This window comes from Paenibacillus sp. FSL H7-689 (assembly GCF_000517905.1).
Classification (GTDB): domain Bacteria; phylum Bacillota; class Bacilli; order Paenibacillales; family Paenibacillaceae; genus Paenibacillus; species Paenibacillus amylolyticus.
Window position 1 is genome coordinate 187,142 of sequence record NZ_ASPU01000057.1, and the last position, 22,690, is coordinate 209,831.

Here is a 22,690-nt window from a genome sequence, read left to right on the forward strand (position 1 = left end):
CTCTCCCTTTTGAATCCTTAATTTTCTATTTATGCATTATGTAAAATAGTTATTGTCAGTATACAGCAAATGTCGAATCTCGTAAATGATAATTATAATCATTCTCAATTGATGAAAATAGGACATTCTCCTCTCCGTTTTTTTCTATTGCTTTCGTCAACAATAACAAAAAAGCCGATCCAATTTATGATCGGCTTTGCTTGACACTATTCATACTCCAGTTGCTCTATCTGCTCTTACCAACCGCGGTTGGACATGCGATCTTCTGGAGCCAATTTAGAAATTTCGATCCCTTTCATCGGGGCGCCCAAGTTTTTGGATACTTCAGCAATCAGTTTGTAATCGGTGTAATGTGTTGTAGCTTCAACGATTGCACGAGCGAATTTCTCAGGGCTATCAGATTTGAAAATACCTGATCCTACAAACACACCGTCTGCTCCCAGGTGCATCATTAATGCTGCGTCCGCCGGAGTAGCTACACCGCCTGCTGCAAAGTTAACGACAGGAAGTTTTCCATTTTCATGAACTTCGCGCAGCAACTCATAAGCTACACCCAGATTTTTGGCTTCAGCGTACAGCTCGTCTTTGGACATATTTTGCACTTTGCGGAGCTGGCTGTTAATTAGACGCATATGACGAACTGCCTCAACAATGTTGCCCGTTCCAGGCTCACCTTTTGTACGAATCATCGATGCACCCTCACCAATACGGCGAAGAGCTTCTCCCAAATCTTTGGCTCCACATACAAATGGTACAGTAAACTCATGTTTATCGATATGGAACACTTCGTCTGCAGGCGTAAGAACTTCACTTTCATCGAGATAGTCCACACCTAGGGATTCAAGCACTTTGGCTTCTATGTAATGACCGATACGTGCTTTGGCCATAACTGGGATAGATACAACCTTCATAACCTCTTCAACGATGGTTGGATCTGCCATACGAGCTACACCGCCAGCAGCGCGAATATCGGAAGGTACCCGTTCAAGAGCCATAACAGCTGTTGCCCCTGCCGCCTCAGCAATTTTAGCTTGCTCTGCATTCATAACGTCCATGATGACGCCACCTTTTTGCATCTCAGCCATTCCTCTTTTTACACGATCTGTACCTGTTTGCATGATTGTAATCCTCCTAAGTAACTTTTGGGTGGTTTTCAATAAAGGCATCGCTCTAATCTATGATTTAGTATAGAATGAGAATGGTCATATAAAAAGATCCAATATTTTTGGTTTTTATTGTACCACTTCAATGATAACTCTGGAGGTCCTATGCAATTTCATGTAGCTTACAGTTCATATTTGAACCGAAAATATACCAAGATGAAGGCCCTCTATCATGCCATTCGTGATGCAATTCATGAAGGTAATCTTATACATGGCGAGAAGTTACCCTCTACTCGAGAGTTAGCCGCGACGTATCACATTTCCAGAGGAACCGTGAATCAGGTCTATGATACGTTGACTGCTCAAGGTTACATTCATTCAGAGCATGGAAGAGGAACCTTTGTTGCTTATCAGTTGGACTTAAGCAATGATGCATCCACCGAGAAAGCTTGTACGCATCACTTATCCGCCTGGGGAAATCGTATTCAGCAGTTTGAACAGCAGTCGATTCAAACAAATACACCGTCCAATGCTCATACACTTGATTCCAGAATGAATAGCGACGAAGTGATCGACTTTAGCAAATATCAACCTGATTTCTCCAAGTTTCCTTACGATGAATGGAATAATCGATTGTATGCAGAGATAAGGCAGCGTGAGCATCACCTGAAAACAACCTCTGCCATGGTTAGTTCAACCGGGGATCCGAAATTGAGAGAAGCCATTGCTGCCTATCTTCGGAGGATGCGGGGCATTCAAGTTGATCCGGATCATATTGCAGTAACTGCAGGCTCCATGCAAGCTATAGCTCTACTCACTCAATTACTTGCAGATCCTGGGGATTATGTAGTGACAGAGAGTCCTTGTTATGTCGGGATTTCTAAAGCCATATTGGCTGCGGGTGCAAAGTTGATTGAAGCTAATCTCGATGGTCAGGGCGTTGTGCCCCAGGACTGGGAAGCACGTATGATGTTTGTCACGCCGTCACGACAATTTCCTACTGGTGAAATGCTCAGTCTGGAACGCAGACAAACCTTGCTGGACTGGGCACAGCGAAATGATGCCATGATTGTTGAGGATGATTATGATAGTGAATTCCGATATCGCGGAATGCATGTTGAACCACTGAAAACACTCGATAAAGCAGGACGTGTAATCTACCTGGGTAGCTTTACCAAAACCTTGCCTTTAGAAGTACGACTTGGTTATGTGGTTCTTCCCCCTACCTTAGCAGATACCTTTAGAAAGGCACAGGCATTATACGAGCCAAGACCCGTCAACCTGATCGAACAACGGGCATTAGCTGCATTCATGACAAGTGGTCAATATGAACGTCATCTGCGCAGAATGAATCGATTATACAGTCGGAAATTCCATCTGTTACTCAAACTTTTGAACAAGCAGCTCTCTACATGGTTTGATTGGGTGGAGAATGAAGCGGGTCTCCACGTGTTTGGCTGGTGGCGAGGTAATGTGACCACTTATGAGGCCTTTAGGGGATCAGCTCGGTCACAAGGTGTGGTATACTCAGAAGTCAGCAGTTCAACGTCTGTTGGTACGAAGTATGGTATCTATTTGTCTTTTGCACATTTGTCAGATGAACAATTACAGGAAGGCGTATCCAGATTAAAAAATGCCGTTACAACTGCATTGTGAGGTAAATCGTCTCCAAAATGTAGTACAAGAAGATCATCATTCGGAAGAGGGGCGATCGTTATGAATTGGTTAAATGAACTTTATAAAATAAATAAGCAGGAACCGGACAAGGAAATCGAACGTTCTTTGGTTAACGCCATCTTCCGAATATATGACCGGTTCCCCCGAATTGGCCTTAGAGAGCGGATCGGACAGCAAGAAATGTCTCTCGATATCGCCGATGCTTATATCCATGGGCATAATGCCATGATTGAAGCTGGTGTCGGAATCGGTAAGTCTTTTGCGTACCTGATCCCAAGTCTGCTCACGAATCAAATGTCTCAGAAACCAGTCATTATAGCGACATCCTCCATTCAGCTCTCGGAACAGATACATAAAGATTTAAGGATTATTGGTAGTCGATTGGGATTCTCAACGGTTCGCTCCGTCGTGGGAAAAGGCATGGGTCAGTATGCCTGCCGAAGTAGAGCAGCGGAATGGATCAATCTTGATGATGCAAACTCCTCCGTGTCTACCCTTGCGCAGCGCATATTAGATTATGAAATTGATGAAAGAGCCGATATTAAAGCTGGGGTTAGTGATGCCGAATGGTCCCACGTTTCCGTGAATGATTGCAAATTTGAACGTTGTCATCATAAAACTGCATGTTTGTTTTACGATATGAGAGCGAAATTAAATGCAAAAGCTCACGAGATTGATTTTATTATCGTGAACCAGGACTTGCTCATACGAGATTTGATGAAGAAAAAAGAAGGAACCAAGAGCATCATCTCAGAACAGCCTGCTCTGATCGTCATTGATGAAGCGCATAATCTGGAAGCAAAAGTTCGGGATGCCAGAACACTCGAGTTCACTTATCGGGGAATCTGCCGCATTCTGGATAACACGGTGCAGCTTCTAACGAAGCAGTCCGGGGATAAAAGTCTCTTCTCACAATCCAAGTTCATCAAAAACTGCGCTGAGCGCATCTTCAAACAGGTAAACGCGGATCTGCTCCACCATGCCAAGCAGGATAACGACCGAATCAAAGTGTCGGAAATCAAAGGAATACCGTTAAACCAAGTCTTAAACGATTTAAAAGATCTCAGTCTGCGACTTTCCATTTTGACCTCACGCCACGAGCGGGAGATCGATGACGCTTTTGAAGCCATCAACGGGCTTATTACCCTCATTCGTGTCTTATCTGAAATTGAGGACAACTATCTTTTATGGGCAAGCAGCCCCCTTAGAGTAACCACAATCAGCATCTGTCCCAAAGATATAAGCCAATTTCTGAAATACGCTTTATTTAATGGTAAGGTACCTGTAATCCTAACATCAGCAACGCTGTGCCAAGGCGGGGATACGCTGGAGGAACAATATTCTTATATGACGCACTCCCTTGGTTATAAGGGAGATTTCTTAGAGCGCCAACCCTCCCCTTTTGACTACACCAACCATGCCACGATGTACATTTCGAACAAAATTCCATATTACCAACATGACCAGCGCGAAATCTATCTTGAAGCAGCTTATAAGGAATTGGTTCAACTCTGTAATCTAACTCAAGGAAGAACAATCGTCCTTTTTTCAGCAAAAGAGGACATGAAATACATTCACAAAAAGTTGATCTCAAGGGCTAATGAATATACGTGGGCACTCCATGTTCAAAAAGAGGGATCATCACAGGACAGTGTCATCGCCGATTTCAGGAAAAGCAAAGGTGTCCTCCTGGGTACTGGTGTATTCTGGGAAGGCGTGAATATCGAGGGGTCTGACCTGTCGCAGGTCATTATTTTCCGTCTGCCCTTCCCTGTTCCATCGGATCCTGTATATGAATATAAGGCATCTGTAACGGAGAATTCGTTCATGGAGGTATTTGTACCGGACATGCTTCTTCGGTTACGGCAAGGAACGGGTCGTTTGATTCGAAGTGAAACGGACCTCGGCATACTCAGCATACTTGACTCTCGTCTCAGCGTAGCGGCCAAAAAGAGTTATCGGGAACAGGTGCTGGACACGTTACCGTTCAAAAAACTGACAGAGGATTTTGCGGTTTTGGAGAAGTTTGTCCAAAATAAAGGAATACGACGTACGGATTAGAAGTGGAATAACACGTAACCTTGAAAAACTGCCTAAATTACATGAAGCAGCCCTTCCACCTATCAAGCGGAAGGGCCAATTTAAATGCTGGAAGTAAGATTTATGCTACAATATATTCCAGATCTACGAATCCCAAAGGAGGCATTACTATGGTTGAAAGACCAACTACAGAGGAATATGCAGCTTATTATAAAGGGTACATCCAGCTTGTTCCTGAAGGGAACATCATCGAACGCTTAGAGCTGCAAGCCAATATCATACCAACTTTGCTCTCTTCATTGACAGAGGAGCAAGCAAATTATCGGTACGCCGAAGGCAAATGGAGCGTGAAAGAGGTCATCGGTCACCTTTTGGATAACGAACGCATCATGAGCAGCCGATTGCTTCGCATCGCCAGAGGTGAGCAAGCGAATCATCCCGGCTACGACCAGGACGTGCTTATGCAGACCCACCCTTTCAATGCGTATACCCTGGCCGATTTGAGCGAAGAATATGCCGTCACACGCCGCTCAACCATTCTTATGCTTCGTCGCCTCACCCCGGAAGCATGGCTCTGTAGAGGGATCGTCAGTGATAACACTGCTTCAGCTCGATCGATTGCATTTGTTATGGCTGGACATGAGCTCCACCATTGTTCAGTACTTCGCGATCGCTATTCGTTGGATTTGAAATTATAAAATTCATCCAAAAAGACTTTGAACCTGCATTCGCTGTAGGATCAAAGTCTTTTCTCATCAGTCGTTTTATCGTTCAAATTATCGTTCAAAATGAATCCGATGTGCGTCCTCTCGCAAAGATAATGTGGAATAATCATTTAGAATCGGAATGTCCCCATTGAATTCAATGGGCAGTACCACATAGCTGGACTGAAAATAATCCGATCCGTTCCAGCGATCTGCAAAATACAGATACTCCTCCGCTGATCGTTTCAGCACAAACGCTGGTTGCGTTTGGTACGTCGTTTCATCGCCAAAATCGCTGAGCATCCCCCATGGACCATCCATCGTATTAGCCATCGCGTATTTCCCTTGATTGGGAGCCCAACCCGTGCAAAATGAGGTCACCATATAATACTTCCCTTTCCGTTTGAAGACGGCTGGCGCCTCCCGATACTCCCCCTGCCACACCTTTCCGATAAGACTTTCGACATTAAGGTAATCTTCCTGCAGACGATAGATGTGCAGGTCTGCATTGTCTCTGGCAGCTGAAATAAAATACGTTGCCCCGTCTTCGTCCTGAAAGAGCGTGCAGTCACGCGACATATACCCGTACGGATTAAAGCTGCCATGATACACGAAATGACTATCCGGAGAATCCGATGTGGCAATGGCGCATGCGGCATCGTTGTAATTGTTACCATTCTCATAGTGAGCCCAGAGTACAAACTTTTTGGTCACCGCGTTGAAAAGCACTTTAGGCCGTTCGAGATTTACTTTTCCACCTTTATCGTTCACTAATGCCAGATTCGTCCGAACTCGAATGGGTGCAGCTGGTGTAGAGGTGGTCAAGATATGGTTTCGAAACTCCCAGTTGAATAGATCTTTGGAACGGTAACAACTCACATATATATCGTCTCTCCGATCTTCGCCATACCAGTAATAATAGTCATCATGGAATAACATATGTCCACCATGAGCATGGATTGGATTACCGCTTGAATCATTCCAGATGCCACCATTGGTTAATTGATTATTCACACCGTTACCTCTCTTCTTTTAAGAACATCGTTAATTGGTGTCCGATCCAAATACCTTCACTTCCCATAGTCTTGGCGTGTACCAATTGTTGGGGTTGTTATGAAGTGCCGCATTTTGCATATTAATTCGTACATACCTGGCAGCAGTGCTCGATAGCGTATCTGATGTGAAACCGTAAGATGTATTATTAGTTCGATCCAATGCCACGGTCCAGTTTATATTATCCGTACTGGTCTCGATTTTGTATTTGTAATAACCTTCGGAGCCTTTTTGCATCCACCAGGAGATTTGCACATTATTCAACTGTTGAACAGAGCCGAGATCGACCTTCCACCAATGTGGCCAGGAACTGCCTGTGCCTACCCATTCGGTTTGATAGTTGCCATCATTAGCATAACTTGCCGGATTTGTTCCAGTAACCGTTTGGGCTGTTGCCGGTTTACCTTGTGACAGCAGTTTTCCATTCTGAACGGGAACGACAACATCATCGCTTGTGTTGTACAGGACTTGATCAAAATAATCATAAAATGCGTAACCATCAGAGAACCAAACGGGAAGCAGTCGTTCCTCTGTTGTTCCATTTTGCGTACCTGCCCAGCCGAACATCCAGCGATACGCAACCATAACCACGTTGTTGCCCGTATTTGGCTTCACCCGCATGACGGAACCCGACTGCGCCGAGAAGGTTGACGTGTTGCCAATCGTCCGCAATTCAGACCAATCTCCGTCTATGCTTGTTGCTGATGAATACAAGGGTATACTCGGATACCAACCTGCCGCTTGGGAAGAGAACAAATAATAAATGCCATCTTTTTTGATCATCTTGGGCAGTTCCCTGTGTTGATTTTGATAAATAACAGAAACTTGATGATCCACATCCAACCAATCGGAGGTTAACTTATATAAGATGGTGTCCGAATTATTATTGGCCGTAGAGATCAGATACGCCGAATCATCATCATCTTTGAAAATGGAGATATCCCGGGATTGGTTCCCTTCCGGTCGAAAGCTTTTGTGAAATGTAAAGTCTTCTCCAGGCGTGGCCGAAGCCACCGATACTCTGGCAAGTGTGTAGTCTGTACTGTTCTCATAGTGAGCCCAAAAAACAAATTTGTTCGTGGGCGCGTGATATAGGATATTGATCCCTTCAAATTTAGAGTTGGCCAGATCGGGATGATCCGTGTAGGACAGGACCACTTTGTCGTTACCGTAGGTGATGTCATCCGTTGACGTCTGTTGAATCATTTCGCCAAAACCGCCTGATGACTTTTGCACGAAATTGAATCTGTAGTAGGTGTCTCCCACTTTAAGTTCATTCGGGAGCATAAGCGTTGATTGCGTTGTGTTATCAAAAGTTGTGAGGTTTTCTGGAAGGCTGTAAGGGGTATATTCTGGCGAGACAGCGGAGGTTAACAAGGAAGTTCCGCCATATGCCTTCACTTGGTATTTGTACGTACTACCTATGTTGAGGTCATAATCATCCGTCGTTGTACCGGTTAGGGTCTGTAATAAATCATAGGGCTCATTGTTCTCGGATCTATATAACTCGTATGCAGTAGTTCCCTGGACAGGTGCCCAATGGATTTTGGCATTGGATACTTCGGATTCATTCTTTAGCACAAACAATGTTGCAGCAACATGGGTCTCTTCACCAGCAGCGTGAACGGTTTGAGCTGAGGACGTTAAATGAACTGTTAACAACATCAATGCAATGACGATAGCCATCCACGATTTACCTTTGATCATGTCTCATCATCTCCTTTTTTTAGAAGACCAACCTTCCTGTTGCCGGAAGGCTGGTTCAGGTGAAACTAGATTTTATTTCAAATTCATCAGTGTCATTACATCCGTCTCGCTGGCTTGGTTGTACCATTCATTAACTTCTTCGATCACGGTGTCTCCGCCTTTTTCATGCCACTGTTTCACAAAGGTATCAAATACTTCAAGCGGCTCATTGCCATATATGATTTTGGTGAACGTCTCTTGTTCCATGGTGGTCAACTGTTCCCACACATTTTGCATCGTTGGCGTTGGTGGACCGTTAAACTCATTTGGCAGTAAAACATCTCTGTTTTCATACGAAATCCGGTATCCGTCCTGCGTCGTTTGATCCTTCGAGGCGCTCTGAATGAGGACACCCGTGTCGGCTTTAACCCCATTCGCCAGATCGTAGTAGGATTGGCCGGGGCCATCAACACTCGGTGTATTTTTGGTAAATGCCATTTTCCCAACACCCTGCACAGCCTCTAATGGCGTATTGAATTTCGTTGGATCAAAAGTGACTTCATCGTTAACGATATCGTAATCGTATCCTTGAGCGTAGCCGTATTTGAACTCTCCCGTGCTGAACGCTGCGTCGTACATTTTATCGTAGTACAGGAAGAAGGCTTCCATGTTCTGAAAATCCTTGTTAAACATGAACATACCATCGTTCAACTGGGCGGATTGGTAGGTCTTATCACCGTTCACACCTTGAATGGTCGGATAAGCGCTGATTTTTGCACCCTCCACATTTTTCTCTACGTCCTTCACACTGTCGTACAGCCAAGGACGACCAATGATGATACCAGCTTTCCCCTCCGTAAAATCAGACAGTGCATCCCAGGCACCTTGGGTGGCCAATTCTTTGTTCAAGTACCCTTGTGCATACCAATCGCGTAACTTGGCAAGTGCCTCTTTGTTGCCAGGAGCCACAGATCCATAGGTGAGTTTGCCATTGTCGTTATGCCATTGCCTTGGAAGATGTTTGCCCGTGTATGCGCTGAATATCATGACTGGATCGCTGACCCAGCCCGTGTTGTAGGAATCTTTACCTGAAAAAGTAAAGCCGTATGTGTCTTTCTTGCCGTTCCCATCTGGGTCCTCATTAGTGAACGCCGCGATGACTTGTTCAAACTCATCAATCGTTGTTGGCGCTTTCAAATTCAATCTGTCCAACCAGTCCTGGCGGATCAACATGACTTCGCCTTCCGTCAAATTCGGCGCGATCGCCATTCCGTAGACCTTACCCTCCCTAACCACTGGATTGAAGGTGGTTGGGTATTGTTTGTATATTTCTTTTATCCGGTCAGGCATGTAGGTTGAGATGTCTTCTGTAATCTCCTTGACCTGCCCCGACTCGATCAGATCATTGACCAGCATGGTATCATAGACAGGCAGAACGTCTGGTAGTTTCTCGGAACCCGTCAGTGCCAGCCGCAGCTTGGTATTATATTGTGAAGCATCACCTCCCAGCAGGGTGGTTTGGATTTTGATACCCAGGTTTTGTTCGCCCCAACGGGTCAATACATTGTCATTCAACGTCTCACCGTTGATGTACTTTCCAGCATTTTCATCCTGTTGTTTGGCGATGGTAATTGTAAACGGTGGGTCATATTTTCCGTCCTTAAGCACCGATGCCGGTGCGGTCTCGGAAGCACTCTCCCCTTTGCTACAGCCAGCCATAAGAACAGCCGACAGCATAACCATACTTACCATTTTCCATAAATCAGTTCTTTTCTTCATGGAAACATGCCCCCTTCACTCATACTCAATTTGTTTGTCGTCATCCTAATTATTCTTTGACGGCTCCTAGTACAATTCCCTTCACGAAATATCGTTGTAAAAAAGGATAGACCAAAATGATCGGTAGCGTGCTTACAAAAATTTGCGCTGCTTTGATGCTTTGCTCCGACATGGCTGCAACTTCAGATTGGCTCATCGCCATATTTTGCATATTGCTCTGCACGACAACAGTCTGTAAGAACGAAGCCAGCGGATACTTACTTGCATCCGACATGTACAAAATCCCGTCAAACCAGGAGTTCCAGTGCCCCACCATAATGAACAAGGATACGGTCGCTATGCCAGGCAGAGATAATGGTAAATATATTTTGCTGAGAATTACGAAAAAGGAAGCTCCGTCAATGAAAGCTGCTTCTTCCAGGGCTTTTGGAATCGTTTTGAAAAAATTGACGAGAAGAATCAAATTATAAGCACCGAAAGCGCCCGGTAACACAAGAGCCCATATGGTATCCTTTAATCCAAGGGCTGTGATCAATATGTAAGAAGGTATCAATCCCCCCGAGAAGAGCATGGTAAAGATAAAAAACCACATGAGCACATTGCGTCCCCGGAATTCCTTGGACAAGGCATATCCTGCACAGGTAAGGATAAACATGCTGATGGTTGTACCCAATACGGTTCGAGTGATGGATGTCAGCATGGCACCGTTGAAATTAGAATTGTTGAACGTTTTTACATAGGCATCCACGTTGAACCCCACCGGCCAAAATGAAACCATATTACCGCTAATGGCCGCTTTACTGCTTAGAGATTGCGCCAACAGATGAAGCAGTGGAAGAAAACACGCCAGACCCGCCAGTATCATGAACGCGTAATTAAAATAGGAGAATACTCTATAACCTGTCGTTTTATGGTACATGATCCCTCTCCCTCCTTGTTAGAATATTTTGTAATTGGCATACTTATAGGCCAGCCTGTAAGAGACAACGATCAAGATCAAGCTAATTCCCGATTTGAACAGTCCTACAGCGGTCCCGAAGCCGTATTGCCCGTTTAACAAGGATGAACGGTAGACATAGGTGTCAATGATATCTCCCGTACTGTAGACAAGCGGATTGTACAGATTGAAAACCTGATCAAAGCCCGCGTCCAGAATATTGCCCAGACTCAGCGTAGAAATGACGATAATCATGGGCAACATGCTAGGCAAAGTTACGTATCGAATTTGCTGCCGGCGTGTGGCACCATCGATCTCGGCCGCTTCGTAATAAGATGGATTAATTCCCGCAATGGTCGCCAGATAAACAATCATGCCAAAGCCAAAGCTCTTCCACACATCGCTGATCACAACCGTAAATCGAAACAGATCAGGATCACCCAAGAAGTAAATGGGATCGTTCCCGAAAATACGTGTCAAGATGTGATTGATTCCTCCGTCTAATCCCAGAATGTCGATCATCAACCCCGCGACCGTTACCCAGGACAAGAAATGCGGCAGATACACCAGTGTCTGAACACTTTTCTTAATGCCCATATTTCGAATCTCGCTCAGCAGGATAGCCATGACGATTGGAACGATAATACCAACGATAATTTTAGAAACGGCGATAATTAACGTATTAACAATCGCTTGTGTGGCTTCTTTATACTGGAAAATTCGTTCGAAATTATCTAACCCGATCCACCGTGAACCTGTGATGCCCAGCCATGGTTTGTAGTCCTGAAATGCCATGAGCAAACCTACCATCGGGCCATAAGAAAAGATGCAGACAAACACAAATGCGGGAATACACAGTACGTACAAAGGCCAGCTTTTCTTGATTTCCTTTTTGAATGAAGTCCGCTGGGATAGCTTTGTTTTTGTTTTTTTCGCGGATCTGGCGGGTACAATCTCGTTAATGTTGCATACCTCCTCTATGATGGTTCTTCGAAAGCGATCCTTGAAGATAAGCTTAACAAAAGCGCTTTCACTCCAAAATGCCAAAATCTCAAGATCATCACCCCACCCTGAAGCACTTTAAAATCGCTTTCATTTATCGCCGTTGCTACCCTTCCGCTTTTTGAAGGTTTGGCTTATATTAAAGTTAATTCGATATGGATTTTAAACTTCTGCGTTTGGCGATATGAAAGGAAACATATATGATCAGAAAAATGTATATGAAGCGATTCATCTATTTCTTTGTTTTTTTTCTGCTGCTGACGTTAAGTTTGTTTTTCGTGATGAACCGATTAAGCTCCAAGACACTTGAAGAAAATCTGATTAGTGCTTCCAAAAACCAGCTTGATTATGTGAAAGGCATTCTTGACGGGATTATATACGAGGCTAATATGTACGGGGTTCAGTATGCGGCAGACAGTGATGTCCGGTTTTATCAGAGGCATGTTATCGAGCTGAGCAATTACGATTCCCAAATGAAGAAAAACGATATCGTTGATCGCTTGCGGCAAACGCTACTATCCAGTCGATCGATTGAATCGATCGGCATTTACTGGAAGTCTGAAGAAACATTTCTGTCCACCAACAGTACGCCGGAGGCGAGACTTCCGTTCAAGGATGTTCATCAACGGGGATGGCAAATCGTCGGCAATCGCTTGTATTACTTTGCCCTCTACCCTTACATCCAAAAATCCGGACAAAATGAACCGACTCAGTACGTCGTTGGTGTAAAGCTGAATACCGATTATTTGAAAAATCTGCTGAAAAAGGCTGTGAACAACGACAGCTCAAACGCTTTTTTTTGGTTTAATTCCCATCAGTTATGGAGTGAGAAAGAAGTCGACAACGATCTATTGAAAGCGGTTACCGATATGCTTTCTCCACAGCCGGAGATCACGTTGAAATATGATTATCACACCAAGTCGGACGATTACTATGTTCTTTCCCGATATATTGAATCAATCGACGCCTACCTGATTACATATACACAGACGAATGATTTTCTGCAACCGATTGACCGCAACCGCAAAGTTTTTTTTGCCAGCATTTTAGCCGTTTTCACGCTTGGTCTGTTTGTGATCTTTACGTTTTACCGGAACTATTACCGTAATATTCGTTTGTTGGAGCGGAAGTTTTCACAGGTTGAACAAGGCAATCATAATACTCGTATTACCGAAAATACGGATAGAGAGTTTTACAGCCTGTTCAGAAGTTTTAATCATATGGTTACCGAGATCCAGGATCTGTTCGTATCCTTGAAGACTGAAACGGAACTAAGACGAAGTGCGGAACTTCAACAACTCCAGGCTCAGATCAATCCCCATTTTTTGTACAACAGTTTGTTTTTCATCATGTCGGTGGCTCAATTCTCACCTGATTCTGTCATGCGCATGAGCAAACATCTAGCTGAATATTATCGTTATTTAACCAAGTTGGACCGGCATGAAGTCACGCTGGAAAGCGAGCTTCAGTTTGCGGAACATTTCTTGATCATTATGGCTCTTAGCAAAAAAATGGAGTACAGTATTGATCTGCCGCCAGAACTGTCCTCCCTTCACCTCATGCCGCTGATAATCCAGCCAGTGGTTGAAAATGCGATTCAACATGGCATTGAAGGACAACAAGGTGCCCATCGGGTGACGATTGAAGTAAAACAGACGGAGACTGCGATAACGATCAAGGTCTCCGATGACGGTAAAGGTCTTTCACTGGATGCTATCCGCAGTCTGGAGGCTCGGCTTGAGAGTGATACCCCGCCTGAAGGAATTAAAGGCGTAGGGCTCTGGAATGTAAATCAACGTCTGAAAAATACGTACGGCGAACGTAGCGGGTTACATTTTACTACTAATGATTGGGGCGGCTTGTCCGTGCTGCTGCTCATCAGCATTCCCGTGGTGAAAGGAGATAACTAATGCGATTATTAATTGTGGATGACGGACATTATGTCGTTGAGTATATGAAGCACTTGCTCGATTGGAACACCTTTGGCATTGATCAGATCGAGACGATGACCAATTCGATTGAAGCCCGAGAGATGTTGACTCAAAACCACATCGATATTCTGATCACTGACATACGAATGCCTGAGGTTTCCGGTATTGATCTGCTTCAACATATCCACCAACATAACTTGCCAACCAAAGTGATCATCCTTTCTGGCTACTCCGAGTTCGAATATGCGCAACAAGGAATCCGTTTAGGTGCGCTGGACTACTTGCTCAAACCTGTCGACAAAGATGATGTGGAGAAAGCCATGTCCAAAGCCATCAACAATATTACAAAGACTAAGCCCGCTCAATCTGTTGCATGGGAGAACTTCGATGGATTGGAGTATCTGCTTTCCTTGCTTGTTCACAATGAGACATTAAGGAAGCAATATGATGCGTATACTGAATTTTTAGGTCATCGTCGTATGTGCTGCTTCAAGCTAGAGGGTTTTACACAGGAACATGAGGATGCTATAAAACATGCTGTCGGAGACAAATTGGATCGTCTCGTGTGGGCTGCGGGAACGGGACTGTTCGGTCTTGTTCCGGAAGAAGCTGCTGCAGAACTGACCATCAAACTGGAGCAATCGGTCGCGTCTCCTCCATTTTTGTTGACTGATCGAAATTTGACCCGACAGATGTTCTACAGGTTCTTTCTTAATGAGGACGTATACTCAGACGACTTCAATGGCATATTCAACCATTCTCCGTCATGCGGTGATTGGGAGTCCGCGGGAAATATCATTAAAAAATATGATCACTTCCATCTCCATAAACAAAAAACAATCTTTCTCATGGAGACCATTCTATATGTATATCTAACGGATAAGGATCGCGATCCCTCTGAAACCGTGGAGTGGATATTCAACCAGTTACGGTATCCTGATGAACTATCCTCAACTCTCATGGATCGGGTCAGTCGAATCAGAAACAACAAACAGATGTCCATTCAAACTATCGTTGACAAAGTACAAACGTATATCGAAGACCATCTGTCACATGGCCTTAGCCTGGATGAACTGGGGAAAGTTGCACATCTCCATCCTGTTTATTTTTCCAAACTATTCAAACAAGAAACGGGCGAAAATGTGTCAAACTACATTTCCAGGAAAAGGTTGGAGAAGGCTTCTCAATTGCTTCAAGATTCGGAACTCCGTGTAGCCGATATAGCGCAGATGGTTGGTTACCGAAAAAATCAATATTTTATCCAGTTGTTCAAAGTCGAATATGGAGTTACGCCCTACCAGTACCGCAGAAATATGATCCATCAATGAGAACGAATAAATAATTTCATCAAATTGATATAAATCGGGTTGACCATGTAGCCATTTGGACTTACGGAATATCTTTTACCCGTGTCCAACCGTCGTATTTGTTCCATTTCCTTCTCATTCAACTCAAAGTCGAATGTTTCTTTGTTCTCTTTTATCCGTTGAGGATTCGATGATTTGGGGATGACAATAATTCCGCGTTGCAGATGCCAGCGCAAAATGACTTGCGCAACCGATTTCTGATGGCAAAGGGCAATTGCCACCAGCTCCGGATGCTCCAGCAGCGCTTTGCTTCCCTGCCCCAACGGTCCCCAAGCCTCATGCAGAATCCGATGTCGAACCATGTAATCATGCAATTCGTGTTGCGGAAATTCCGGATGGGTCTCGATCTGATTTACCATCGGCGAAATCCGGGAATGTTTCTTCAGATGCTCCAGATGCCGGATCTCGAAATTGGCTACACCTATAACTTTGATTTTACCTGCGTCGTATAACTCTTCCATCGCCTTCCAGGCGTTCACGTATTGAGGACCGGCAAAATGAATCAAATACATATCGAGATATGTTACGTTCAGCTTCTGGCAAGTCTGCTCAAACGCCTTTTTCGTCGCACGGTACCCCAGGTCTGTCGTCCATACCTTGGAGGTAATGAAGAACTCCTCCCTGGGAATGCCGCTGTTTTGGATGACCCGACCTAGCGCCGCTTCATTACCGTAAATTTTGGCCGTATCGAAATGGCGATAACCCATTCGAATAGCCTCCTCGACAGTCCTTTCGAAGGTCCCCCCGTCTTTGATCTTATATAGGCCGAACCCGAGTTGAGGAATGTCCACTCCGTTTGCCGCTGCGACTGTCTGATTCATTCGCAACTCCCCCTCCCCGTTTTTTCTAATTGTTGTTCCGATGCTTGTTCTTCACATTGCGTTAGCAACTTTTCTATCTCGTTCACCAGGTTTTTCAACAATTTCAACTTGCTACCGGAGTCAAGGCTGTAATAGTTGAGAGTTCCTTCTTTACGAACACTTATTATCTGTGATTCTTTCAATATTTTCAGATGATGTGATACGGTCGGTCGGGAAAGATGAGTTTTCATCCTGATCTCTCCTACGCGCATGCCGGGTTTTTGCGGCCCTTGAATCAAGGCTATGAGGATGGCTTGCCGGGTCTCGTCTCCGATCGCATTCAACACCTTCTGATTGTTCTTAAATTCGATAGCAATCGTGGTCGCAAGTTCCTGATCCAGGTAAATCATCCCCTTCCATTTAGAATGTGTAATACTTTTGTAGATACAGCCTATCACAATCTCGGATTCGGCTGTACATCGGGAAAGAAATTCAAGAACCTATTTTTCCCATGTCTTAAGAATACATTAGCAAAAGAAGAAGCCACCCCTGACGAATGGAGTGGCTTCTATTAATAGTTGTTATTTTTTTTAAAAGGCATGAAAATTCCAATCAGTTGTTGAAGTAATGAGACTGTTTAAGGTCGGGAATCAGTGCAGGTTGCACTGGCCGCCATCCCATAAGTTCCTGAGTTGCAATGCTTGATCTCGGGATATCGAGCGATGCGAGTGTACTGAGAAAGCCAAAATGGGCATCTGCCTCTTCGCGTGAAATGCTGACTACAGGTACGTTCAGCTGCTCACCAATAGCACTCGCGATGTCGCAAAATGGCACTCCTTCATCTGCGACCCCATCTAGTCGTGAACCAGCGGGTGCCTTTTCTAACGCCAGGCAATATAGATGCGCGGCATCAAGGCGATGCACAGCCGGCCAGCGGTTGTTCCCCTCTCCCACATAGGCTGAGAAGCCCTTAGTCTTGGCAATATTGATCAGGCTCGGCACAAATCCTGTGTCACCCTCACCGTGTACCGATGGACAAAGCTCTACAATCGATGTACGCACTCCACGCCCTGCCAGCGCTAACACCATGTTCTCCGTTGCCACTCCATTCACATGTGTGGTGATTACGAACGGCTTGCCAGATCCTTCAAGTGCCGCCCCCATCGCTTCTACGGCATGCAGATCTGTTGTGAGTGCTCCAGCGAAGTTCGAGAAGTCGTGATGGAATGCCAGATGAATGACGCCATCCGCAGCAGCTGCACCACTACGGAGGCTGTCAAGATCGTTGATGTCACCGCGGTGTACTTCGGCCCCGGACTCTTTTAGTTTCGCTGCACTACTGTCTGAACGCACGAGACCGATGACCTGATGCCCCCTTTCAATAAGTTCGCTGGTGACAGCGGAACCGATGTAGCCTGTTGCTCCTGTTACGAAAACGCGCATCATGAAATCCTCCTTAAGTTACTCACCCTCATTGTATAACTATGATCACCAAGCAATGGGTCCATCCTCATCTGAGAATGTTCCTGTTGGGCCATCCGCTCCAATCATCGCCAGCCGGACCGCTTCACTAGCCCCTTGTTCAACACTACGAGTACCAGCAAAATTATTAAGCGCAGTGGATGTGAAGCCAGGACATGCCGCATTGACTTTTATGTTTGTTGATTCAAGGGCAAATGCAAAGGCAAGTGTCACCGCATGAACAGCTGATTTTGATGCCGAATAGGCACCAAACATCGCACGATGCGAGTTTTCCGGAATAGAGTTCCAGCTAAGAGACCCCCCGGTACTGCCTATGTTGACGATACGTGCTGCCGGGGCCTCCCGCAAAAGTGGCAACATCGCCTGCGTGACAGCAATAACACCAAAAACATTAGTCTCATAAACTGTACGAATATCTTCAAGCGAAGCAACGGTCAAAAGACCACTCGCTGCGCCACCGTTTGGAAATGGTTCACCCGATCTGCCTGCGTGCGAGATCCCCGCATTGTTCACGAGTACATCGAGACGACCAAATTCGTCCCGAATACGTTCTGCAGCAGCAGCGATGGAGTTTTCATCTGTAACGTCGAGCTGGAGAGCGTGTGAATCTGAACCGATGCTTTTTGAGGCAGTTTCTCCATTCTCGAGGCTGCGAGATCCAACGAGCACGGTGAATCCCTGTTTCGTGAGATCCTTCGCAATTTGAAGGCCGATACCTTTATTAGCCCCGGTGACCAGAGCGACAGGTTTATCTTGCATAGTTATAATCTCCTTTTTCTGTGATTGGTGGGTCCATATGAACTAAGTTGACGCGTCAACCTTGGATTAAATTTAGCAGATTGAAGTTGACGCGTCAATCATGTTATTATGCTCCTATGGATAAAAATGAACTTAACGAAGAAGAAATGCGAATATGGCATATGTGGAAAGGTTCCTTTCAGACCATCTTCGGTCGTATCGTCAAAGATATGGCTGATCACTCAGGATTGTCAGAGGGTGATTTTGGAGTATTGGACCGATTAGTCCTTTTTGGGGATGGTAGCCTTCGTCAACAGGAATTAGCCGACTCTATGGACTGGGATAAAAGTCGATTATCTCATCATCTGAAGCGTATGGAAAAACGTGGGCTCGTGATGAAGAAACCATTAGACAACGATCGTGGAGTACAAGTCAGTATCACTTCTTCTGGAAAATCAATGTTAGATGATGCCCGTCCCTACCACTCCAAGGCAATACGCAAACATTTTTTTGAACAATTAACCGAACAAGATATCGAGTTGATTACTAAACTGGCGGAAAGGACAAACTCAAGCTCTTAGCGTCTTATCTAGCTGCCCTCTCGACCACGTTTGTTAAAGGTGAGCTTCTAACAAACGTGGTTTTGGTTTGTCAACCAACGTAGAAGGTATATGAAAAATACGTGTCACTTTGTGAGGATTTAAGTTTTTGTTCTCAACATCTAACATGCCATTATCTGGTCACAAATCGAGATGATGGCCTCTACCTTGTAAACAATTAAAATCGTGCTATCCTTAATGATGAGGTGGATCAGATGGCAAATATTCAAGAGATTGCACGTCTTGCAGGCGTTTCTACAGCAACCGTTTCAAGGGTAATTAATCGACATCCTTATGTAAGCGATTTAACAAGAGAAAAAGTCTTGAACATCATTGAGCAATTGGATTATGTCCCTAATTCAAATGCAAAGTCTTTAAAAAATGGAGCGACAAAAGTCATCGGTGTTATGGGTGTTACTTACAATCCCCTTTTGATGTCACTTGTCCGTTCATTCCACATGATATCCCAAAAATACGGATTCAACATTATGCTTTTTATGACAGACGGAGATCGTGATAAGGAGCTTGTAGCGCTTGAAATGTTACGCAGTAAACAGGTGGATGCCCTTCTTTGTCTGGTACGGACGATTGAGTGGGATATCATCGAATCCTATACGAAATATGGGCCAATTGTAACATGGCAGCGTCTTACCAGCGACACCATACCGTCCGTATTTATGGACCAATATCAAGGTTATACGCTGGGTCTCGAATATCTGTATGCCAGAGGTTATCGTAAAATTTTGAACGTGTATTCGTCCAAAGGACAGAATACCTTGGAGCGAATAAGAGCTTATGAGGATTTTGTACAGAAGCATGGGTTGAAGAACACTGGCTTTCCGCAATTTCATAATAAAGTCACCATTCATGATGGTGAGGAAATAGCGCGATGGTGGATAGAACAAACGGACAAGCCGGATGCCATTTCCTGTTCGACTGATGAGGTAGCAGCAGGTATTTTAACGGAGATTCAACGCTCGGGGTTTTCGGTTCCGGATGATGTGGGAATCATGGGATTTGATAATACAGACAGCGCTCACCTGTTGGATCTGACAACGATCCATTACCCCGTGGATAAACAAGCAGAGAATGCCTTTAATATTATTATGAATATGCTGGAAAATTCGGCATCCAATCTTCATCCTCTTCAGTTTAGACTGATTGAACGAAAATCTACATAAAACAACATCCATCCTTTTAAACGAAGAAAAGAGCCCATTTGAGATCATGAGTTCTTTTCTCTTCCATCCCGTTAAACTTCATGAACGAACAACATTCAGGCCTGTCTCTATATGAGGGACAGGCCTGAATGACTTCAATCTCTAAATAAATTATTTGTGAAATTGCGGAAGATGTTCTTTATGCGCTTCCAACATTTCATCTAAAACTACCTTAGCAATGTCACCGCTGGTAACGAGCGGATTAAGTGTGAATGCTTGTAGAGCGGTTGCATAATCTCCTGTGACCGCTGCTTCGATCGTCAGTTCCTCCATTGCCTTCATCACCTGCAATAGCCCTTTTTGGGCGGACGGGAATGCGCCAAAGTGAACAGGCTCTGCACCATGGGCTGTAATGATACTTGTAACTTCGATGGCACTGTTATATGGTAGATCGCTAATTGCTCCGCGGTTCTGTGTGTTGACTACCATATGCGTTCCCTTGTTGTTATATACAGAATTAATAACTTCACAAGCTGCGTCGCTGTAATAAGCTCCTCCGCGTTTTTCCAATTCCTTAGGCTTGTAATTCAGGTTAGGATCTTTATAAAGTTCAAACAAACTTTCCTCCAGGCGTTTCACAACCTGCCCGCGAGTTCCTTCGCCATTGACCGCTTCTACTTCCTCTTCAAGCATGCTGTCAGTCATGTAATAGTACCGGTGATAAGGACAAGGCAGCATACCCAGTTGGAGAATTTGCTCATACAAGAAACGCATGCTTTTTATATTTTCTACCATTTTTTCTGGCTCGGCATCAGGACCGTAGAGCTTTTTGATGGCCTGTTTAGTTAGCTCTTTACCATCTCGGTCATAAATTTTGTGCCAGTGAAGGTGATTAATACCGGCAAATTTGAAGAACAGTTCCTCTTCATTTTTTTCCAGAACAGCAGCTTCATTCTTGGAGGAAATAATCGGAACATTGCACAAACCAATGACCTTCTCCCATTTACCATATTGGAGCACAGCTTCCGTTACCATTCCCGCAGGGTTCGTGAAATTGATTAACCAAGCATCTGGGCAAAGTTCCTTCATGTCCTCAACAATTCCAAGAACGACCGGAATGGTACGGAATGCTTTGAACATTCCACCTGCTCCGTTGGTTTCCTGACCAATCATCCCATGGCTAATCGGAATCGTTTCGTCCTTAATACGAGCTTCCAAAAGACCGACCCGGAATTGGGTGGTGACAAAATCAGCATCGGCCAACGCTTCTCTTCGATTAAGCGTCAAGTGAATATCACAGTCGATTCCCGCCGCTTTTACCATCCGTTTAGCCATGGCTCCTACAATTTCAAGTTTCTCTCTTCCTGCTTCAATATCTACAAGCCACAATTCACGTATTGGAAGTTCATGATGCCGTTTGATAAAACCTTCAATCAATTCTGGGGTGTAACTCGATCCGCCGCCAATCGTCACAATTTTTAATCCCTTTTTCATTTTGAAGTCCTCCTTGTTCTATTGTGTTCTCAATTTGGACTCTATCTTGTGTAATGCATTACATGTCAAGAATTTTTTTAGTGGAATTAAATGGGATTAATTTGTAACTTAAACCGCTTTATTACTTGTGCTATAGTTACCTCAAATAAGGATTGTGACCGTTGATTCGGGCAATACCTAAGAAAGTTTGAATGCCGTTAACCAATTGGCGGCGTTTGAACTATCTTAGGTTTTTTTTATGAATATTGCAGAAAACAAGGAGCCGATGCACATGATTATTGAAAAAGTATTAAACAATAACCTTCTGCTGACCCGCAATACAAAGGGGGAAGGAAGTCATCGTTATGGGTAAAGGCATCTCCTTCCAAAAGAGTGCAGGTGATGAGGTCGATGAACACAAGATCGATAAAATCTTCCATTTAGCCGAGCATGCATTTGCTGTAAAAATGGCTGAACTGATTCATGAATTACCCGCCGTTCATTTCGAAGTTGTGAACGAAATCGTAAAACACGCCAACCAAGTCCTTGGTACTGAACTCAGCGACAATATTTATCTGTCGTTAACCGACCATATTAGTTTTGCCATCCAACGTAAGAACAAAGGTATGGAGATTAAAAATGCCATGCTGTTCGAAATTAAACGTTTCTATAAAACGGAATTCAGTATCGGATTGGATGCTCTGCAGTTAATCAGCGACATGATTGGAGTTTCGCTCGGGGAAGATGAGGCTGGTTTTATCGCCTTACATGTCGTCAATGCCCGACTTGACGGCACTGAAATGAAATTGACGATACAGATGACTGAAATTGTCAACGAAATTTTGAAAATCGTCACGTACCATTACGGCACTGTTCTTGATGAATCGAGCTTAAATTATTCGCGTTTCTTAACACACCTTCAATATTTCGCCATGCGCTTATTGCGCCACGAGATTCACCAAAGCGGCGAAGATTTTTTATATCAACAGGTGAAAAAGACTTATGTCAAAGCCTTTTCCTGCACTTGCAAGATCAACGAGTACTTAGAAAAAACGTATGTACAGTCCTTAAACAAAGATGAATTCGTTTACTTAACCATTCATATCCAGCGGCTTACTGAACGAAGCACTTTATAGTCCTATTTCTTTCAAGCTAAAAC

18 protein-coding genes and 1 pseudogene are annotated in these 22,690 nt (G+C 44.3%); 8 read left to right on the forward strand and 11 right to left on the reverse strand.

Features of this window, described 5'->3' with window-relative positions; all coding sequences use genetic code 11:
• Positions 1-236: 236 nt before the first annotated feature.
• On the reverse strand, positions 237-1,121 hold the full coding sequence (gene pdxS / locus C170_RS25760; RefSeq protein ID WP_200868523.1) for a pyridoxal 5'-phosphate synthase lyase subunit PdxS: 885 nt from the start codon (positions 1,119-1,121) through the stop codon (positions 237-239).
• Positions 1,122-1,268: 147 nt separating this feature from the next.
• On the opposite strand from pdxS, the gene pdxR reads away from it, so the two are divergent.
• The 3 genes from pdxR (at position 1,269) to C170_RS25775 (ending at position 5,518) form a co-directional block, all read left to right on the forward strand.
• Positions 1,269-2,759, forward strand: coding sequence for a MocR-like pyridoxine biosynthesis transcription factor PdxR (pdxR, locus tag C170_RS25765; RefSeq protein ID WP_036615661.1), 1,491 nt, complete (start codon positions 1,269-1,271; stop codon positions 2,757-2,759).
• Positions 2,760-2,819: 60 nt separating this feature from the next.
• Entirely contained in the window at positions 2,820-4,841 is a 2,022-nt protein-coding gene (locus tag C170_RS25770; protein ID WP_036615663.1) for an ATP-dependent DNA helicase, read from the forward strand.
• Between the two features lie 149 nt (positions 4,842-4,990).
• Positions 4,991-5,518 (forward strand): DinB family protein, encoded by a 528-nt coding sequence (locus C170_RS25775; protein WP_036615666.1) that lies wholly within the window; start codon positions 4,991-4,993, stop codon positions 5,516-5,518.
• Positions 5,519-5,596: 78 nt separating this feature from the next.
• Here C170_RS25775 and C170_RS25780 read toward each other — a convergent pair whose 3' ends face one another.
• The 5 genes from C170_RS25780 to C170_RS25800 all read right to left on the reverse strand — a co-directional run bounded on the left by C170_RS25780 (position 5,597) and on the right by C170_RS25800 (position 11,864).
• Complete coding sequence (locus tag C170_RS25780) at positions 5,597-6,538, reverse strand: family 43 glycosylhydrolase (RefSeq protein WP_051447401.1); 942 nt, start codon at positions 6,536-6,538, stop codon at positions 5,597-5,599.
• Positions 6,539-6,568: 30 nt separating this feature from the next.
• A complete protein-coding gene (locus C170_RS25785; RefSeq protein ID WP_051447402.1) occupies positions 6,569-8,284 on the reverse strand; it encodes a discoidin domain-containing protein in 1,716 nt (571 codons plus the stop codon).
• Between the two features lie 72 nt (positions 8,285-8,356).
• Positions 8,357-10,042, reverse strand: coding sequence for a hypothetical protein (locus C170_RS25790; protein WP_036615668.1), 1,686 nt, complete (start codon positions 10,040-10,042; stop codon positions 8,357-8,359).
• Between the two features lie 49 nt (positions 10,043-10,091).
• Positions 10,092-10,961 carry a carbohydrate ABC transporter permease gene (locus C170_RS25795; RefSeq protein ID WP_017688372.1) on the reverse strand — a complete coding sequence of 290 codons (870 nt, stop codon included), beginning with the start codon at positions 10,959-10,961 and terminating at the stop codon, positions 10,092-10,094.
• Between the two features lie 18 nt (positions 10,962-10,979).
• Positions 10,980-11,864, reverse strand: a complete 885-nt coding sequence (locus C170_RS25800; RefSeq protein WP_036616097.1) for an ABC transporter permease — start codon at positions 11,862-11,864, stop codon at positions 10,980-10,982.
• Between the two features lie 317 nt (positions 11,865-12,181).
• Here C170_RS25800 and C170_RS25805 point away from each other — a divergent pair, with 317 nt between their 5' ends.
• Both C170_RS25805 and C170_RS25810 read left to right on the forward strand, forming a co-directional pair.
• The gene (locus tag C170_RS25805; RefSeq protein WP_036615670.1) at positions 12,182-13,891 is read left to right on the forward strand and encodes a sensor histidine kinase; all 1,710 of its coding nucleotides are present in this window, start codon (positions 12,182-12,184) and stop codon (positions 13,889-13,891) included.
• Positions 13,891-15,240, forward strand: coding sequence for a response regulator (locus C170_RS25810; protein WP_036615672.1), 1,350 nt, complete (start codon positions 13,891-13,893; stop codon positions 15,238-15,240). The genes C170_RS25805 and C170_RS25810 overlap by 1 nt, the downstream gene beginning before the upstream one ends.
• On the opposite strand, the gene C170_RS25815 is transcribed toward C170_RS25810, so the two are convergent.
• From C170_RS25815 to C170_RS25830, 4 genes are all read right to left on the reverse strand, one after another.
• Positions 15,234-16,100: an aldo/keto reductase gene (locus C170_RS25815; RefSeq protein ID WP_036615674.1), complete on the reverse strand. Its 867-nt coding sequence runs from the start codon at positions 16,098-16,100 to the stop codon at positions 15,234-15,236. The genes C170_RS25810 and C170_RS25815 overlap by 7 nt on opposite strands.
• Positions 16,097-16,489, reverse strand: a complete 393-nt coding sequence (locus C170_RS25820) for an ArsR/SmtB family transcription factor (RefSeq protein ID WP_047843023.1) — start codon at positions 16,487-16,489, stop codon at positions 16,097-16,099. Before C170_RS25820 ends, C170_RS25815 begins: the two co-directional genes overlap by 4 nt.
• A 202-nt stretch (positions 16,490-16,691) precedes the next feature.
• Positions 16,692-17,522: an SDR family oxidoreductase gene (locus C170_RS25825; RefSeq protein WP_036615675.1), complete on the reverse strand. Its 831-nt coding sequence runs from the start codon at positions 17,520-17,522 to the stop codon at positions 16,692-16,694.
• 45 nt (positions 17,523-17,567) lie between these two features.
• A complete protein-coding gene (locus C170_RS25830) occupies positions 17,568-18,320 on the reverse strand; it encodes an SDR family NAD(P)-dependent oxidoreductase (protein ID WP_036615677.1) in 753 nt (250 codons plus the stop codon).
• Positions 18,321-18,406: 86 nt separating this feature from the next.
• Here C170_RS25830 and C170_RS25835 point away from each other — a divergent pair, with 86 nt between their 5' ends.
• Positions 18,407-18,880 carry a MarR family winged helix-turn-helix transcriptional regulator gene (locus C170_RS25835; RefSeq protein WP_235200834.1) on the forward strand — a complete coding sequence of 158 codons (474 nt, stop codon included), beginning with the start codon at positions 18,407-18,409 and terminating at the stop codon, positions 18,878-18,880.
• Positions 18,881-19,113: 233 nt separating this feature from the next.
• On the forward strand, positions 19,114-20,079 hold the full coding sequence (locus C170_RS25840; RefSeq protein ID WP_036615679.1) for a LacI family DNA-binding transcriptional regulator: 966 nt from the start codon (positions 19,114-19,116) through the stop codon (positions 20,077-20,079).
• A 150-nt stretch (positions 20,080-20,229) separates the two neighbouring features.
• Here the strand turns inward: C170_RS25840 and C170_RS25845 are convergent, their stop codons facing one another.
• Positions 20,230-21,552, reverse strand: coding sequence for a 6-phospho-beta-glucosidase (locus C170_RS25845; protein WP_036615682.1), 1,323 nt, complete (start codon positions 21,550-21,552; stop codon positions 20,230-20,232).
• A gap of 271 nt (positions 21,553-21,823) precedes the next feature.
• Here C170_RS25845 and licT point away from each other — a divergent pair.
• A pseudogene (licT, locus tag C170_RS25850) lies at positions 21,824-22,667 on the forward strand (BglG family transcription antiterminator LicT).
• Positions 22,668-22,690: the final 23 nt, after the last annotated feature.

Coding starts and splice junctions, on each gene's coding strand:
- pdxR (WP_036615661.1), top strand. CDS start 1,269: ATGCAATTTCATGTAGCTTACAGTTCATATTTGAACCGAAAATATACC.
- C170_RS25770 (WP_036615663.1), top strand. CDS start 2,820: ATGAATTGGTTAAATGAACTTTATAAAATAAATAAGCAGGAACCGGAC.
- C170_RS25775 (WP_036615666.1), top strand. CDS start 4,991: ATGGTTGAAAGACCAACTACAGAGGAATATGCAGCTTATTATAAAGGG.
- C170_RS25785 (WP_051447402.1), bottom strand. CDS start 8,284: ATGATCAAAGGTAAATCGTGGATGGCTATCGTCATTGCATTGATGTTG.
- C170_RS25790 (WP_036615668.1), bottom strand. CDS start 10,042: ATGAAGAAAAGAACTGATTTATGGAAAATGGTAAGTATGGTTATGCTG.
- C170_RS25795 (WP_017688372.1), bottom strand. CDS start 10,961: ATGTACCATAAAACGACAGGTTATAGAGTATTCTCCTATTTTAATTAC.
- C170_RS25805 (WP_036615670.1), top strand. CDS start 12,182: ATGATCAGAAAAATGTATATGAAGCGATTCATCTATTTCTTTGTTTTT.
- C170_RS25810 (WP_036615672.1), top strand. CDS start 13,891: ATGCGATTATTAATTGTGGATGACGGACATTATGTCGTTGAGTATATG.
- C170_RS25815 (WP_036615674.1), bottom strand. CDS start 16,100: ATGAATCAGACAGTCGCAGCGGCAAACGGAGTGGACATTCCTCAACTC.
- C170_RS25820 (WP_047843023.1), bottom strand. CDS start 16,489: ATGATTTACCTGGATCAGGAACTTGCGACCACGATTGCTATCGAATTT.
- C170_RS25825 (WP_036615675.1), bottom strand. CDS start 17,522: ATGCGCGTTTTCGTAACAGGAGCAACAGGCTACATCGGTTCCGCTGTC.
- C170_RS25830 (WP_036615677.1), bottom strand. CDS start 18,320: ATGCAAGATAAACCTGTCGCTCTGGTCACCGGGGCTAATAAAGGTATC.
- C170_RS25840 (WP_036615679.1), top strand. CDS start 19,114: ATGGCAAATATTCAAGAGATTGCACGTCTTGCAGGCGTTTCTACAGCA.
- C170_RS25845 (WP_036615682.1), bottom strand. CDS start 21,552: ATGAAAAAGGGATTAAAAATTGTGACGATTGGCGGCGGATCGAGTTAC.